We start from the raw sequence: 15659 nt of genomic DNA on the forward strand, positions 1-15659 counted from the left end.
TCTTTACTGATCTGCCGAGTCGGCATGCGCATATCGGAAGAGTTCGATCGCCTCTACGGTCGTCTTCGCCTCCCGCAAACGCTCACGGTCAGGGAGCCCAAGAATGGCGGCGAGATCCGTCCAGGCTTTCACCAACTTGCGCCGGATACCGCCGAGCACGCCGCGCGCCGACTGCCCTGCCCCAACGCGTTCCGGTAGGTAGCGTTCCACGGCTTTACGGACGGGCATGCCGGCATACCACGCGCGCAGCATGGCCAGTTCATCGGCGTCGGGGAAATCCACGGGGCGGGGTTCGGGCGAAGGTGTCGGCGTCAGGCGCGTTTTCATAGGCGCCAGTTTGGCACAAACATAAAGCTATTGTAATAAGAATACTTATCTTAATGGGGTGGTCAGCAAGCGAATCTGTAACCGCGGTCCGGCCTCCTACGAGCACTTCGCCGGGTTCGTGAACAGCTGCTGTCGGGCAGGCACGACAGCCTCTTGTCGACCCTCTACGGCCCTTCGGCTACCTGGCCACGAGTGTCCGCGCAGAGACCAATATGGGTCATTGCAGCAAATCCTGACGAAACGAATGGCGCCAGCCTAACTGACGCAGCGTCAGCGTGAGTCCACGCCGGAGGCGCCACTAATCTTGACCGACATCGGCATCCGCGGGTGTCTGTCGGCGTAAGGCGATTCGCTCGACGTCGCGCATATGTTCGGTACCCCAAACGCAAAGGGGACCAAGCGCCTTCGCCAGCGAACGCCCAAAAGGCGTGAGAGAGTACTCAACCTTTGGCGGAATCTCTTTGTAGTCGACGCGCTCTATTACCTCATCCATCTGCAACTCTTTCAGTTGCTGAATCAGCACTTTATCGCTGACGCTACCCACCGCGCGCCTCAGCTCACCATATCGATGCACACCATGCGCCAGATGAAACAACACCAGCGGTTTCCATTTCCCGCCAAGGACTGCCAGCGCGGCGTCAAGCCCACAGTTAAAGGTAATCGTAGCCATTCTGCTGCCTCTCTCAGGGTACTTACCAAAAGGTAAATACTATCCAAATGAATGGTGCAGGTCTACTGTGTGACTTCTGATTCCAACCGGAGGTGCACATGAGCAGGCTAGAAGGAAAAGTCGCAGTGGTGACAGGTGGTAGCAGTGGTATTGGACTGGCGGCTGCCACGCGATTCGCAGCGGAAGGGGCGGAGGTTGTTATCGTTGGTCGTCGCCAGGAAGAATTGGACAACGCGCTCAAAGCCATCGGGTCTCGCGCGACCGCTGTCCAAGGCGATGTCTCCCACCTGGACGACCTCGATCGAATCTTCGCCAAAGTAGAGGCCACAAAAGGACGAATCGACATATTGTTCGCTAATGCGGGACTGGGCGGCACGCAGCCGATCGGCTCCATCACCGAAGCATCGTTCGATACGATTTTCGGTGTGAACGTCAAGGGGACGCTGTTCACCGTACAGAAAGCGCTGCCGTTAATGAAGCAAGGCGGATCGATCATCCTCACCGGATCGACGACTGGCTCGATGGGCGCACCAGCGTTCAGTGTCTACAGCGCCTCGAAGGCAGCAGTCCGCAATCTTGCAAGGAGCTGGGCGTGGGATTTAAAGGGCACGGGGATTCGCGTGAACGTCCTTTCGCCGGGTCCAACCGAAACGCCTAGTCTGCTCAACGGTTTGGCGCGCTCAGGCCAGCAAGAAGCCGCTGCAGCAGCCCTGATTGCACGGGTTCCTATCGGACGCATGGGGAAACCGGACGAACTCGCTGCCGCCGCCCTGTTTCTTGCCTCCGATGAGAGCAGCTTCATGACCGGAAGTGAACTGTTCGCTGATGGCGGGTACGCGCAGGTCTAAGGAACGCGCAAGTCCGGCGGGAGGATTTGTTGTCTCAGGCGGTCGATATTTATCGAAGCGATGAAATCCCCGAATTCGCGGCTCTCGCCGGCTCACGTGCCTTGCGCGAAGATGACGCCGACAGCTTGCAGGGTAACTCTCGCGAGGCACAATGCGGGCCACGCGAGTTGGACATCGCTGTCTTGCGCGCGACCCAAAGGCTGCGGCAGCGCGGCGTGTATCCGGTAGAAAGCGGACGCTCAATGGCCTTCGATGACCGGCTGTTTGTGGCCGATCTCTGGCTGACGCGACCAGCGGACGACGACCTGCTTCTGCCGTTCGGGCCGGGTTCACCCCCGAGAACCGCTTCCAACGCTCTACGGTCATTTTTGCCGTCGTCTCAGCTGGAATGTGGTCAGCCGAACCCGACGCTCAGAATTTTCCCGGCTGTGCATATCACCGCGTTTGCGTTCATGAGAATCTAGTTTGTTGCGTTCGGAGCGGCTCTGCCGCTCCGAACGCAACAAACTTTTTCTCATTCACCTACGGGGGTTGCAATGGATCGCATCGATTCAGTTGTTTTGACGCAAAATACGGGTTATACGTCGCTCAGAGAACGGTTTAATCAGAGCACTGTAAAGAAAACGGAAAGGTTGCCGTTTACGATAAAGGTGGTAAGTACCCCGGCGGACCTCGACAAGGCCGTCGAGATGCGTCGCGCCGCCTATCGCCGCCACTTGCCGGAATTCGCCGAGACCATGGGCGTCGAGGCGTTGGATGGCGCGCCCGGCACGATCGTGCTGCTCGCGCAATCGCGGCTGGACGGCGGACCCATCGGCACTATGCGGGTCCAGACGAATGCATTCGCTCCGCTTGCGGTCGAACAATCGGTCCGGCTGCCGGACTGGCTGAGGCAGGCGAGGCTCGCCGAGGCGACGAGACTCGGCGTCGCGCGCGGTGCGATCGGTCGGATGGTGAAGGTGGCGCTGTGCAAGGCGTTTTTCATGTATTGCGCGCAGAACGGGGTCGACTGGATGTTAATTACGGCGCGCTCACCGCTCGATCGGGAATACGAAGCGATGTTGTTCGACGACGTATACGGCCAGAACGAATTCCTGCCGATGGCGCACGTTGGTGGGTTGCCACATCGGGTGATGGCGAAACCGGTTGCTTTGGTCCGTCAGCGCTGGGCGAAGGTCAACCATCCGTTCTTCGGTTTCTTTTTTGAGACGGATCACCTCGACATCGACGTCAGCGTCGCATCAAAGCAGGGCGAAGCCGGCCACGGTACTGATTGCGGCGGCCTGCCGAGCAGCGCCTCAGGTCGTCTGCGGCCACCGAGCGAAACATAAACCAGGATGTCCGCCCGAAGGCATTCGGGCGGACAAGAGGTCGGTGGCGTCAGCGCACAGTCGTGCTTTCGCTGCTCACTATCGCAACATCGCAATGAAATCGAGAAAGAAGTCACTGGGGAAGGGCAGCAAATGACACGCATTGAGCGGGCGTTTCGGGACCGACTGACCGGCTGGGCTTTCCAGCGGTTTTCGGTGTACGTCGCGCCATTTGTGATTGTGCTTGGCAGCGTTGCCGTCATGCTTTGGGCGCCGCGCCAATTCGATACTACGGGAACGGTCCCGCTCAGCTTTCCCGTGATTGCGGATCCGTCTGCGACACTGCCACCCTCCATCGCCATCGCGCGTCTACGCAATACCGTACCCACTGCACGTTTCAGTACCCATCTCGCGGAAACGCCGTTCTGGTTCATGCTCACCGCGCCGGCCCTGGCCGGTGAAGGCGCCACGTTCATCGACCTGCCGTCGCGGCACGCGCAGACACTTTCCTGCTGGCGGACGGGTCCGGCCTTAACGCTGCTCGGCGCGGGCGACCGCCACGGCACGAGCGGCGCGATCCGCGTCAACAACGCCGGCTTTGCGCTCAGGCTCGACGAGCACGCCCTCCCTGCGCAGATCCTGTGCCGAGGCACGTTCTCCGGACCCGCGTATATCACCGCTTCCGCATCGAGCCGCGACAAGCTCGAAGTATCCGCCTTCGAATTCCAACAGAGCGCCGCGCTGATCACCGGCGGCCTGCTGACGCTCGCGATCTTCGTGTTTGTTACGGCAATCATCAATCGCGAATGGACTTACGTGATTTTTGCCGCCTGGCTTGTCGGCAACCTCCGGTTGAGCGCCAACGCAATGGGCTTCGATACCGAATGGATGGGCTGGGTCATTCCGCCCGATCATATCGCGCTGTTGCGGCAATTCACGTTCGCTGCCTATTACGTGCTGACCACGACGCTCTTTGTGGAGCTGTTTCGCCGCGAGCTGAAAGCCATCGGCCTGCGCTGGAGCCTGCACGCCGTGCGGTATGGCGGCTGCCTGCTGATGGTCGCCGCATTCACGCTGAATTACGCGCACTTTATTCCGGTGCTATGGGCATGCGCCAGCTTCTGCATACTGGTGCTGACCTACTTTCTCGTACAGTTGTTCATCAAGGCGCGCTCGCGCACCGTGCTCTGGTATGTCGCGTCAATGGCCATCGTGCTGTTCGCGACGCTGTCGCAAGTACTCGCCGCCGCGCTCGGCGTGAAGGCGCTGGCGGGCGCGCTGAGCCCCGTCGTGACGGCGCTGTCGTCGAGCATGCTTTGTGCGTTTGCTATTGCGGAACGTATGCGCGAAGAGCGCGAGCGCCGCCGGCAAATGCAGGTCGAGCTGCGCAACACGTATGACGTCACGCCGATCGGCCTCTTCACACTGAACGGGGACAGCGCCTTCGTCCGCGCCAATCCGGCGCTGCACTCGATGCTGGGACTGCCTCAACAGCACCAGGGTACGCGTCGCTGGGTCGACTATTTCGCCCCGGGCGCCGAGCGCGCGCTTGGTGAGCTCCTGGAGCGCGACGACTCGGCGTCGATCGAAATTGAGGGCACAGCCGGCACGAAGACAGAGGCGCGGCGCTACTCGCTGCGGGCGATTCGCGCGAACGGCTTCATCGAAGGTTCGCTCGAGGACGTGACTGATCGCTCGAAAGCGGTGGAGCGGCTGCACTTCCTCGCCGAGCACGACCCACTCACCGGTCTGCTGAACCGTCGCGGCATCGAGCATGCAATCGGGCGGCAAAGCGGCGAAAGCGGCCCGTGGGCGCTCGCGTATCTCGATCTCGACCGCTTCAAGCTGCTGAACGACTTGTTCGGCCATGGGACCGGCGACGAAATACTACGGCATGTCGCTGCGCGCCTCGTCGAGCGTCTCGGTTCCGACGTGCCGATCGGGCGCATTGGCGGTGACGAATTCGTGTGCGTACTCGCGAACATGGCGATCGACGATGCGATCGCACGCTGCCGTGAACTCGTCACGGCATTGAACTCCGCACCGGTTCATGTCGACACGCGAGCGTTCCAGATCAGGGGATCGATCGGCGTAGTCGAGTGCTCGCAAGGTGAACGGATCCTGGACGCCCTCGCCTATGCAGACCGCGCGTGTCGCGCCGCGAAACGCGGCGGCAATGCGCGGCTCGTCGCACTGCGCAAGGGCGCGCCAGCGTTCGAGGAGCGCGCCGCCGAGATCAGTCTGATCGAGGCGCTGGGACAGAGCCGGCTGCCCGAGGGGCTGTTCCTCGTGATGCAACCGATCATGTCGATGCGCGCACCGGCAGAAGCGCTCGACTTCGAGGTGCTGCTGCGTCTGCGCATGCCGGACGGCTCGGTGGCGACCGCCGCGAAGCTGATCGCCGCCGCGGAGGACTCCGGCACCATCACCGCGATCGACCGCTGGGTGCTCTCGACGACGCTCGCATGGCTCAGGGACAACCGCGCGTCGCTCTCCACCACGCGCTTCGTGTGCGTGAACCTGAGCGGTGGTTCACTCAACGACGAACACTTCCTCGACGAGCTGTTCGCGCTGTTCTCGCGTCACGAGGACGTCATCCATTACCTGTGCATCGAAATCACCGAAAGCGTCGCGCTGCACGATCTGGAGCATACGGAGCGCTTCATCGCGCGGGTGCACGACATGGGCGCAAAGATCGCGATCGACGATTTCGGCGCGGGGCAGACATCATTACGCTACCTGAAGACGCTGTCGGCCGATGCACTAAAAATCGACGGCGAATTTGTGCGCACGATGTGTAACCATCCGGCCGACATCGCGATCGTCGAGGCGATCATTACCCTCGCACGCAATCTCGGCATGCGCAGCATCGCTGAATGGGTCGAAGACCTCGAGACCTTGCGCGCGCTGAATGAACTAGGCGTCGACTACGTGCAGGGTTTCGCGATCGCCAAACCGCAAGAGGCCAGAGACATTCTCGCGGCCTCCTCCGCCGCGAGCTTCGTGACTGACGTCGAGCTCACACGCTATCTGAAAGCACAGCAGACGCTGCACCGCGGCGCTGATGACCAGCGCATGGAACGCGAAAGCGCGGTCTGACGCGGCTCACCGCGCGGCGACCACTGGCGCGCTCGCATTCTTCGCTGCGCCGCGTATCGGTTCGCGGCCTCGAGCGTTGCTTTAATCGGGAAGCGTTCTCGCGTATTCAATCCGCTCCCATCCGCGCCGCATCCCTCCTCGATGGGATGGGTCGAGTCGAACGTACCGCAGTTCCCAGTCCACTCAACTTTCGCGTCGAACCTGGATCTGTTCTCGGCATGTTCCGCTAATGGTCATCACCTGTATCCGAAACTGGCGCACTGAGCCAGACGAGCGGCCCAGTTTGAGCGAGACGAGCCGCTGCTCGTCTCGAGGGTTGTTCGATCTCTGCCCTCGTCAACGTAATCGTAAGGTCGTGGTGATGCGTGCGGGTCGGCGTCGAACAACCATCACGAAAAGGCGTCATCCGGGGATCCGCAATCATGGCCAGAGCCTGCGTCTTTCTCGATCCCGTCATTTTTTTGGATTTTGCATAAAAAAATTTCAACACTTTTGGAACGTTTTACAGTGTTGCGTTTTTCGGGCATCCTGCAACGGCATCTGAAGGCTTCCAGCCGGATTCCACGCAACAGAAACGGCCACGCACGCGACGCAACGGTTCCTGTTGGTTTTTCCTTGCAAAACATTACTCAGGCGTCGATAGCGGCTGACACTGGCCATTCTCTCTGTCGCGCAACGCGGTGCCGTAGGTGCCAAGAACGTGCTATTGAGCGGTCGTGCTTTTCTGCTTGGATTGCAGACGCATGACCGCGTTCGCGGCCCGATCCGTAAGTCTGGAATTTCGCTGGGCGTCAGCCGCGGTGCGTTGCTGTCAATCGCTTCTAATTTAACAGAGCACGCTCGGCGGCAGACCGCCCGGCGGCAGTAGAGACGACGGATGTGGGGTGCACGGTTGGGCTCGCCCTTTGTAGACTCGGGTTTGGTGTTGTGGGTTGCGAGCTTATCCCAGACCGTTAGTTGCGTTTATAAATCATGGAAACCGTTGCATTCTCTACGAGAAAGACAGCCAGCGACTTTTCAACGGCATCAGTCCCTGGCATTCGCGAGTGACGTACCGATACCTTGATTGTTCGCGCCGGTTGCAGCACTCGAGGCGTAGATCTGGGATGCGACCGCATCATCCGACAGATCTCACGAAATCAACCGGGCAAGTTCGTCGTGCAATTCTTTTCAGGGCAGCACGCCCTTCTGAAGGCTGCGCTGTCGCGCATCAAATCATCTTTGAGCGGCCCGACGCGCGACCTGGCGCACATGCGACAATGATGCAACGTCCTTGCGGGACGATACTGTGATGGTGCATTGATGACCGAGCAAACCTGCGTCCGTTGCGGCGCGAGAACGCCACCGTACGATGCCGTGAATGCCGCGTCATCAGACGGCACCTACCGCCTGCTCTGTAGCCGGTGTTTCAACGAGGACATGGCGCAATGGGCTGACATTGTCGGCTTCGAACATCCGCAGTTCACGCCGGTTCGTCTGCTCGACATGGATGGCGGCTCGCACGAATTCCACTTCCGCAGCCTTCTGCTCGGGGACCAGCTCTCGCTTGAAGCGTTCGAACTTGCCGGCAACGACGAATCAGAAGGATACCGGTTCCAGATTCTCGACGAGCCGCGATCAGATCCCTTCGTGCTGCTCGGAAAGCTTGTGCAGAAGATGATGCGCGCATTGGCAACGAAACACCTACGCGAGGACGCTGATGGCCTGCAGGTCGCTGACACAATGGTCAGAGGCCGTATCGAGTGGAATGGGGTCGAAGACGTCCGCCAACCGTGTGTCGTCATAGATGGCCGGCGTGTGGAATGGAACGATTTCGGTGCGATCCTGATGGCCTTCGAAGGATGGCAATTCAGACTCGAACTACTCGATCCGAGTGACGAGGCATGATTCCGGAGATATCGTCCAGCCCTACTCTGCAGGAGCACCGCAGCGAGGATGTCCGTCGTTCACCGTGCCGACGATTACCCCTGACTGGTCGTTCAATGACGCAACGGGGGAGCAGACGGTTGCCCGGTGACAGTCATCCCCATGCTGGTGCCGAACAGCGAGGATGCTCGTCGTACTCGCCTCCTCAACCTCGAACAGAACAGGTGAAGGGAATTGCCTAAGGACGTTGGCAGATTTTCACAACCCGTCCGGCGCGCTCCGCGGAACAGCATATACCCGAAGTTGATCACTTTAATTATGTCAAATTAATTTCGCTGGCGGTTCTTTTGGAACACCGTTACCGTCGGTTCAAGTAATTTTGTTCCCGTTTTGCAAGCAAATTTGTTCCTAGCCCGCGCGACGAGGGTCCAGGCGCTGGAGAGCCGCAGATCCTCATCGCCTTACAGAGACGCGATGCGCGTGACAATGACAGAAAGACGTCAAATATAAAAAGGAACAAAGCAGATCTTGTCGAGCGGTGCATCTTCACGCACCTTCGCCACCGCGAATTCCGGCACGACGATGTAGTTCGAGAACGTGGACGTGCCCATGTAGTGAAACAGCGGCTTGCCGTCCAGCGAGAAGCGCGACGTGGCGTCAGGCATCAGGCCGCGGCCTTGCGTCGAACGGATTGCCTGGCAAAGATTGGTCTTGCGCGACAGACAGAATTTGCACTGACGGCATTCCGGCGTGTAGAGCGGAATGACGTGGTCGCCTTTTTTAAGCGTGCCGACGCCCGGACCCACATCGACGATCACGCCCGCGCCTTCGTGGCCGAGAATCGCCGGGAAGATGCCTTCCGGATCGGCGCCCGAGAGCGTGTAATAGTCGGTGTGACAGATGCCCGTTGCCTTCATTTCGATCAGGACTTCACCGGCGCGCGGGCCTTGCAGATCCACTTCCTCGATCGTCAAGGGAGCGCCGGCTTTCCAGGCGATTGCGGCTTTGGTCTTCATAGATATCCTGGTTGAATGTTTAAAGCTTTAGTGGCGATCATGTGGTTCACATCCTCAAAATCGGGCTCCGCCTCATCATTTACTGCTCCCTTGATGTCAGGCAGTGCCGGCTCACACATCGAGAACCAGTCGCACGCCCTTTGCCCGCGAGCAACATGTGGTCAACTGATCGCCGGCCTGCTTCTCGTCGTCGCTCAGATAGACATCACGATGATCCGGTTCACCGGACAAAACGCGGGTGATACACGTACCGCAAACACCCTGCTCGCAGGAAACGTCGATGACCACCCCGTGCTCGTACAGTATTTGCACAATGGTCTTATCGGCGGGGACCATGCAGGTCACGCCGCTCTTCGCTGCCACCAGTTCGAATGCGTGACCGCCTGAAGTCAAATCAGCTGCTGCCTGGAAGTATTCGAAGTGAACGTTTTGCGACGCGATCCTGCGTTGCGCCAAAGCACCGACCGTCTCCATGAACGGTGTCGGGCCGCAGCTATACACGTGGGCGTCGGCCGGCAATGCCGCGAGGGCCGACTCGACCGCGGCCGCTGTGCCTGGCGGGGTAAGTCCATAGTGGTAATGGACCAGGCCGCCGGCTTCCACCTCTTGCAACCGGTACTGGTGCAAATAGGCTCGGGGAGTCAGTTAGAGTATCGGGACTGACAAACTGGTGGCGGGTGATGAGCAAGGGAAAGGGTCTGGAGGGGATGTTCGATGGGCGACATTTTGACCGGGAGATCATCGTTCTATGCGTGCGCTGGTACCTACGCTACAAGCTCAGTCTGCGCGATCTGGTCGAAATGATGGCCGAGCGGGGATTGTCGCTGGCTCACACGACGATCATGCGTTGGGTGAAGCGATTTACTCCGGAGTTCGTCAGGCGCTGGAATCCTTTTGCCATACCGGCGGGGCGGTCATGGCGCGTCGACGAGACTTATCTCAGGGTTCGTGGCAAATGGGTCTATCTTTACCGGGCGGTGGATCGGGCCGGCCAGACGGTCGACTTCATGCTCAGGGCAAAGCGCGACGTGGCCGCGGCGAAAGCCTTTTTCAGCAAGGCTACCAAATATCAGGGGCAACCGCCGGAGACGATCACGCTCGATGGATATGCCGCCTCGCACCGGGCAGTGCGTGAGATGAAGGCCGATGGCATGCTGGCCGAGGGCACGAAGGTCCGCTCTTCGAAGTACCTGAATAATCTGGTTGAGCAGGATCACCGAAACATCAAGTCCAGAACAAACGTGATGCTCGGTTTCAAACGATTCTGGAGTGCTGCAACCACGATTTCAGGCATTGAATTGATGCATCGCATCCGCAAGGGGCAGTTCGACTTCTCGACTCTCGAGTTCAATGACGCCACTTCGCCCGGCGTCTGGAATGCAGTGCTTTTCAATACTTAAGGAAACCTTAATTATTGGAGAACCTTTGGCCACAGCGGCTATTTGCACCAGAGCCCGGCATCAATGTCGATGCCCTCCAGGAGCCAGTGCAACTGCTCGCTCGTCAGCTTGACGACGCTCTGCTGCCGGCGCGGCCATACGAAGTGGTCTTCCTCGAGGCGCCTCAACATCATCCAGAAACCGTTACGATCGTAGAACAGCAGTTTGACCCGGTTGCGTTTGCGGTTGTGGAAGGCGAAGACGGCGCGACCAAACGGGTCGAGCTGCATGGACTGCTCGACGAGCGTCACGAGGCTATTGATGCCGGCCCGGAAGTCGATCGGCTCGCGATGCAGGAAGAGCATCAGGTCCGCCTCGAAGCGGAACATCAGCGCGCTCCCGATGCGGTAACCATCGCATTAACGATTGCCACGTCATCTGCTGAACATTCGAGCTCAAGCTTCACGCCGTTGGGCAGGCGAGCCGACAGCCGTGCCAGTCGCGTTGAGCGTGGCGAAACGCAGGGTGATTCTGCACCGGTGGCGCGGAGCGACGCGGGCGCGGACGCCATGACCGCTGTCGGCTCGTCAATCGCGACGACTGGAACAAACACTGATGATGCGACCGGCACGTCATGCCTGATTGGAGGCTGGCCCCGTTCTCGCGCCTGGACCCATTTATGCAACTGGTTGGCGTTCACGCCCGCCTTCAGGGCGAGGCCCGATAGTGAGGTGCCTGGCCGCAGACAGGCTTCGACCAGTCGTCGCTTGTCCGCCGGGTCGAAGCTTCGCTTGCCGCCGACACCGACACGCGTCACACGCAAGGGCAAAAAGCTCAGGTCATCTTCTGTCATGAATTGCGTCCGCAAAGTTGGGTTGCGGACGCAATCGTGAGCCGTATCAATAACGGAAGCTAGGTGTGCGAAATCGCGCGCTTACGTCCAAGCAGGCCGTGTGACAGTAAACGAATCGCACATTCCAAGGGAGCTCACTTATCCACATCGAGCATAGCCCGCCGCCCCCCAAGGTTGCCGATGTCGGGCTGCGCATGGCGGAATCTACAACGCTCGGGGCCGCCGACCCATCAACGATATCGCTCACGCCCTTGTTGTCAACTTGCGGACTGGCAAATCAAGGAGCCACCCATTTCCCACGCCACCTCTCCCCGTCATGTTCCAGACTCGCGCGGACATGGCAGGTTGAATACAAGTTGAGGTAGTCGATCTTCGAAATCCTTACGTCAATCAGGCAGAAATTCTCGAACCCTACCGATTCACCGTCCACTCCGGCATCTGTCTTTGCGTACGCGTCTTCCGGAGAAGCTACCGGCGTGCCGGGAATGTGCGGCGTACTGTAGACGATCAAAGTTCGAGGTCTGCTCAAGTTCCATGCCGGCTTGGTTTTTTCGGGATCTTCTATGATTCTTGCGATACCTTGAAGACGAATCTGTATCCCTGATTCGAAGTCAGAACCGACAATTGAGATCCGGGCATCTTTCCGTAACTCCGTAACCTTCTGCGAACGGACGTCCGTGTGGAATGTCACCGAGCGGTCCTCGCGACTGGCCCGACGCAGCACTACATTTCGTACTGCGGGCGCCCCGTCGACGCCCACTGTCGCAGCCTGCAGCACCATAAATGGCGAATGTTCTCTTCCAACGTTCGCACCTGCGTGAAGAAGATTCCAAATTTCATCAACGATTTCGTCCAAGGCTAAGCCCTCACTTCATTTCGTACATCGACACGAGGTTACGTTTCTCTCATAGCAAACATAGGTGATCAAACTCAGCAGTCGCACAGCACCCGCGCTTCATCCAGAAGTTTCATTCGAGTTTGGCTGCTTCGTGGCGTAATGATGTGCCGGGCCCTTCGGTGGACCCATGCTAAAACTCCCGCCCATCCGCCTAGCAAGCCGCTACAAGATAATCCGACGCCGTGCTCCTTTAGCGCGACCGCCGTGCCTGTGGCTAATTGGCCCCTTTAGTCAGCATTCTTCGCCGTCAACGGGATATACGAAGCGCTCTTGAGTTGGTACATCGTCGAACCTCCCCTTCCAAAATGCTGTCACGACGTCCACACGGTACAACAACCGCACACTGTTTCCTCGTAATGGCAGATCCGATCTCACTACTTCGCCTGCCGTCCGTTTGCGTCTTCGCCCGGAACGGCTATCGCCCTTCCCCCCAGGTATCGCTAAGCGTAAAACCCGCAGCCAACGGATCGTCTGGATCCACGCCGAGCTGCTCGATCCCATAGGTCCAAGCACGGCCTCGAATACGTGGCAGCACGGCGGGCCGTCCACCAACTTCGGTTCGGCCCAGCAATTCGACGCGAAACTCGCTGCCGATGGTCGAGCGCGATATCAGGCTTCCGCCGACGTCGACGAGTCCACGCGCAGCAAGCGTCGCCAGGTTCGCCGAGCTTCCAGTCCCACACGGAGATCTATCGATACGACCTGGTGGCAGGGTCGTACAAGTCTGATATTCCACATCGCTCAACCTTCTGCGGAACATTACGTACGCGATATTATTGATTTGTGGAAATAGCGGATGTTCTACGCGAACACGTTCATCAATAAGGCTGCGTAACGCGACACCGACATCCGCAAGTCGACGCGCGTTCTCGGGCACCAAATCAAGGCCAACCTGCTCTACATCGATCAATGCGTAGAACACACCGCCAAATGCTATATCCACCTTGATAGTGCCGAACTCCTTCGTCTCGATCGGCACGTCGAGGCGATCAACGAACGAAGGCACCATGTCCAGCGACACGCCAGTGCATCGCCCGTCAATACACGTCGCGCGAGCAGTGACGAGGCCTGCGGGAGTATCAAGCACCACAGTGGTTTCAGGCTCCTGCATCGGCACCATGCCCATCTCGAGGAGTGCCGTAACGACGCAAATCGCGTTGCTACCTGACATCGGGTGCGCCTTGTCCGCCTGCATCACGATAAAACCAGCATGCGCTTCTGGCCGCGTCGGCGGCAGGAGTATATTGACAGACATCTGCAGGCATCCACGGGGTTCGAAGATGACGAGCTTCCGTAGACTGTCATCTACCTCGTTAATGTGATTCATCTTGTCGAGCATGGTCTTACCGGGAATATCGACGACGCCGCCAGTTATGATCTTGCCGATTTCACCTTCGCAGTGAACGCCCACGATCTGCAAAGTTTTCTTCCAGCGCATAATTCTCTCCCTCGTTGATGCGTTTCATTTTGTCTGAATCGATCCACCCGGACCGTAAGACCCTTCTCAAACAGGCGTGGCTGTGGCAATGGCCCGAGCCCAGTTCAGGCACCTGTCAACTCGACGCAATTCCCGAAACCGTCCAGCAAATCTGACCTCTCACCCGGGCCGGCTTCGCCAGGAGAAACCACTCACGTCGAGAGTCAAAGGGGCGTTCGACATACAACAAGACTGTCCGCCCCGCCTGAATATCACACATAGCGTGTTTCATCTGGCCCATTGATAGCTCGCACGGCGTCAACATGGCACATTGCTTAGTCCGCGGTCGAAATCGCAAGCCACCAGCGAATTCGCCAGCCCTCTCTCAGTCCATCAATCCTGGTTGAACGCGCATCTGCAATCGAACATTACTGTCGAAAGATCATGAGCTATGTTGCTTGCCGGATCGTTAGACAGTCTTCATCCATGTGTCGGAGACGGTGAATCCCTGTTGATAAGGATCAGTCGGATCCATGCCCATCTGGTAGAAGCCAGTAAGCCATGCCTGCCCGGCTATTACCGGAACGACGGCCGGATATTTCCCAACTTCAGAAAGCCTCTCGATACTGCACGTAAAGCGACTGCCAGTGATTGACTCATGGACAAGTATCTGCCCCACCTCGATTTGCTTCTTCGCATGCAGCAATGCAAGTCTTGCAGAAGATCCTGTCCCGCACGGAGAACGATCGCAGCGACCGGGCGATACGACGACTGTGTTCCTCGAGATCAACTGCCCGTTCTCCTGCCGCACGGGTCCCATAAACTCTGTTGCCGTAATTCCCGGGATCTGGGGATTCTCGGGATGTTCAACCGCCAGTTGCTCGGCAGCGGCGAGCTTGACCTTCTCGCCAATTTCACACAGCTCCCGCGCTTCCGAGGGGTTGATTGAAAAGCCTAAGTCCGCTGCGTCAACCATCGCGAACGTCATTCCTCCATACACGACATCGACTCGAATTGTCCCCATGCCGGGAACTTCGATGTTCTTATCAGTGTGATAGCAAAATGCGGGTTGATTCACGAGGCGCACGCTTGTTACTTTGCCGTCTGAGCATTCGCAGCGAACTTTGATCAGACCAGCTGGAGCTTCCAGGACGAGCTCGGTGACGGGCTCCTGCATAGGGAGAATCCCAGTTTCGAGGAGCACGGTCGCAACGCACATGGCGTTGGATCCGGACATGGCTGGATACTCTGTCGTTTCGAGGATAACGAATCCCATATCCGCGTCAGGATGTTCCGAAGGCAACACAATGTTGGCGTTGTGCCAGACAGCGCCGCGCGGCTCAAACAACACCATCTTTCGGATGTCGTCAAGCTTCGTCTCAAGATAAACGCGCTTGTCAAACATCGTCTTGCCAGGTATCTGGCCTACGCCACCAACGATGACTTTGCCAACCTCTCCTTCTGCATGGACGTCGACCACATTCAAAACTCTCTTGAATCGCATTCCCATCCTCCTTATTTACCAAACCCGCAGGGTTCCTACCCGAATGTATTTCTTGTTGCAGCGCGAAGCTTCTTCTTCGTCGAAGTTCATCCAACATTGCCGCGTTTATGCAGTGTGCGGGTTGCTATATTGCGCCGGACAATAGCTGCCCGCCCTTCGCCCAGTTTTCCGGTCGAATTTCAGAAAGGACAACATCGACGGTACCCGGTTCGACGCACAACGACTCACAAGTCGCCTTAGTGACTGCATCTATGAATTTGCGCTTCTGCTCCGCAGACCGACCTTCGAGAAGCTGAACGTGAAGTGTGGGCATTCTTTCTAAGGCTCCATGCTGTTAGTTAATCAATTTCCGGGACAGTCCCGTTGGGGAACCGGCTCGTTCATATGAAGGGACCGCTGCGTCGTCAAGCAATCGTGACTTGATTGTGTGGACCCGAGCCGACGAAAAGGCCAGCGCCGATGCTCCCACCAA

15 protein-coding genes and 1 pseudogene are annotated in these 15659 nt (G+C 58.4%); 6 read left to right on the forward strand and 10 right to left on the reverse strand.

The genetic code is table 11. The features are described 5' to 3' along the window. Positions 1-3: 3 nt before the first annotated feature. A complete protein-coding gene (locus BM438_RS34590) occupies positions 4-327 on the reverse strand; it encodes a hypothetical protein (protein WP_093644091.1) in 324 nt (107 codons plus the stop codon). A 298-nt stretch (positions 328-625) separates the two neighbouring features. Continuing rightward, positions 626-997 carry a winged helix-turn-helix transcriptional regulator gene (locus BM438_RS34595; RefSeq protein WP_093644093.1) on the reverse strand — a complete coding sequence of 124 codons (372 nt, stop codon included), beginning with the start codon at positions 995-997 and terminating at the stop codon, positions 626-628. Positions 998-1095: 98 nt separating this feature from the next. On the opposite strand from BM438_RS34595, the gene BM438_RS34600 reads away from it, so the two are divergent. The 5 genes from BM438_RS34600 (at position 1096) to BM438_RS34620 (ending at position 8141) form a co-directional block, all read left to right on the forward strand. After that, complete coding sequence (locus BM438_RS34600) at positions 1096-1845, forward strand: SDR family NAD(P)-dependent oxidoreductase (RefSeq protein ID WP_093644095.1); 750 nt, start codon at positions 1096-1098, stop codon at positions 1843-1845. A 29-nt stretch (positions 1846-1874) separates the two neighbouring features. Then, entirely contained in the window at positions 1875-2309 is a 435-nt protein-coding gene (locus BM438_RS34605) for a hypothetical protein (RefSeq protein ID WP_143131806.1), read from the forward strand. 186 nt (positions 2310-2495) lie between these two features. After that, a complete protein-coding gene (locus BM438_RS34610; RefSeq protein WP_244179526.1) occupies positions 2496-3176 on the forward strand; it encodes an N-acyl amino acid synthase FeeM domain-containing protein in 681 nt (226 codons plus the stop codon). 132 nt (positions 3177-3308) lie between these two features. Then, positions 3309-6254, forward strand: coding sequence for a putative bifunctional diguanylate cyclase/phosphodiesterase (locus BM438_RS34615; RefSeq protein ID WP_093644101.1), 2946 nt, complete (start codon positions 3309-3311; stop codon positions 6252-6254). 1302 nt (positions 6255-7556) lie between these two features. Next, positions 7557-8141, forward strand: a complete 585-nt coding sequence (locus BM438_RS34620) for a DUF7713 domain-containing protein (RefSeq protein WP_093644103.1) — start codon at positions 7557-7559, stop codon at positions 8139-8141. A gap of 494 nt (positions 8142-8635) precedes the next feature. Here the strand turns inward: BM438_RS34620 and BM438_RS34625 are convergent. Together BM438_RS34625 and BM438_RS34630 are read right to left on the reverse strand one after the other, a co-directional pair. Then, positions 8636-9136 (reverse strand): annotated as a pseudogene (locus tag BM438_RS34625) (alcohol dehydrogenase catalytic domain-containing protein); the annotation flags it as partial. Positions 9137-9247: 111 nt separating this feature from the next. Beyond that, complete coding sequence (locus BM438_RS34630; protein ID WP_244179531.1) at positions 9248-9739, reverse strand: 2Fe-2S iron-sulfur cluster-binding protein; 492 nt, start codon at positions 9737-9739, stop codon at positions 9248-9250. A 77-nt stretch (positions 9740-9816) separates the two neighbouring features. Here BM438_RS34630 and BM438_RS34635 point away from each other — a divergent pair, with 77 nt between their 5' ends. Beyond that, on the forward strand, positions 9817-10536 hold the full coding sequence (locus tag BM438_RS34635; RefSeq protein ID WP_093644107.1) for an IS6 family transposase: 720 nt from the start codon (positions 9817-9819) through the stop codon (positions 10534-10536). Between the two features lie 38 nt (positions 10537-10574). Here the strand turns inward: BM438_RS34635 and tnpB are convergent, their stop codons facing one another. The 6 genes from tnpB to BM438_RS34665 form a co-directional block, all read right to left on the reverse strand. Beyond that, the gene (gene tnpB, locus BM438_RS34640) at positions 10575-10904 is read right to left on the reverse strand and encodes an IS66 family insertion sequence element accessory protein TnpB (protein WP_093644109.1); all 330 of its coding nucleotides are present in this window, start codon (positions 10902-10904) and stop codon (positions 10575-10577) included. Beyond that, positions 10904-11368 (reverse strand): IS66-like element accessory protein TnpA, encoded by a 465-nt coding sequence (gene tnpA, locus BM438_RS34645; RefSeq protein WP_093644111.1) that lies wholly within the window; start codon positions 11366-11368, stop codon positions 10904-10906. Before tnpA ends, tnpB begins: the two co-directional genes overlap by 1 nt. A gap of 277 nt (positions 11369-11645) precedes the next feature. Further along, complete coding sequence (locus BM438_RS34650; RefSeq protein ID WP_143131808.1) at positions 11646-12224, reverse strand: pyridoxamine 5'-phosphate oxidase family protein; 579 nt, start codon at positions 12222-12224, stop codon at positions 11646-11648. 457 nt (positions 12225-12681) lie between these two features. Then, entirely contained in the window at positions 12682-13704 is a 1023-nt protein-coding gene (locus tag BM438_RS34655) for a proline racemase family protein (RefSeq protein WP_093644116.1), read from the reverse strand. A gap of 448 nt (positions 13705-14152) precedes the next feature. Beyond that, positions 14153-15187, reverse strand: coding sequence for a proline racemase family protein (locus BM438_RS34660; RefSeq protein WP_093644118.1), 1035 nt, complete (start codon positions 15185-15187; stop codon positions 14153-14155). 124 nt (positions 15188-15311) lie between these two features. Beyond that, on the reverse strand, positions 15312-15500 hold the full coding sequence (locus BM438_RS34665; RefSeq protein WP_093644120.1) for a 4-oxalocrotonate tautomerase: 189 nt from the start codon (positions 15498-15500) through the stop codon (positions 15312-15314). Between the last annotated feature and the right edge of the window lie 159 nt (positions 15501-15659).

Source organism: Paraburkholderia aspalathi (assembly GCF_900116445.1).
Lineage (GTDB): Bacteria > Pseudomonadota > Gammaproteobacteria > Burkholderiales > Burkholderiaceae > Paraburkholderia > Paraburkholderia aspalathi.

Excerpts from the sequence above, each read along its gene's own strand:
- BM438_RS34595 (WP_093644093.1), bottom strand. The coding sequence starts at position 997 with ATGGCTACGATTACCTTTAACTGTGGGCTTGACGCCGCGCTGGCAGTC.
- tnpA (WP_093644111.1), bottom strand. The coding sequence starts at position 11,368 with ATGACAGAAGATGACCTGAGCTTTTTGCCCTTGCGTGTGACGCGTGTC.
- BM438_RS34590 (WP_093644091.1), bottom strand. The coding sequence starts at position 327 with ATGAAAACGCGCCTGACGCCGACACCTTCGCCCGAACCCCGCCCCGTG.
- BM438_RS34600 (WP_093644095.1), top strand. The coding sequence starts at position 1,096 with ATGAGCAGGCTAGAAGGAAAAGTCGCAGTGGTGACAGGTGGTAGCAGT.
- BM438_RS34665 (WP_093644120.1), bottom strand. The coding sequence starts at position 15,500 with ATGCCCACACTTCACGTTCAGCTTCTCGAAGGTCGGTCTGCGGAGCAG.
- BM438_RS34620 (WP_093644103.1), top strand. The coding sequence starts at position 7,557 with ATGACCGAGCAAACCTGCGTCCGTTGCGGCGCGAGAACGCCACCGTAC.
- BM438_RS34615 (WP_093644101.1), top strand. The coding sequence starts at position 3,309 with ATGACACGCATTGAGCGGGCGTTTCGGGACCGACTGACCGGCTGGGCT.
- BM438_RS34660 (WP_093644118.1), bottom strand. The coding sequence starts at position 15,187 with ATGCGATTCAAGAGAGTTTTGAATGTGGTCGACGTCCATGCAGAAGGA.
- BM438_RS34655 (WP_093644116.1), bottom strand. The coding sequence starts at position 13,704 with ATGCGCTGGAAGAAAACTTTGCAGATCGTGGGCGTTCACTGCGAAGGT.
- tnpB (WP_093644109.1), bottom strand. The coding sequence starts at position 10,904 with ATGTTCCGCTTCGAGGCGGACCTGATGCTCTTCCTGCATCGCGAGCCG.
- BM438_RS34635 (WP_093644107.1), top strand. The coding sequence starts at position 9,817 with ATGAGCAAGGGAAAGGGTCTGGAGGGGATGTTCGATGGGCGACATTTT.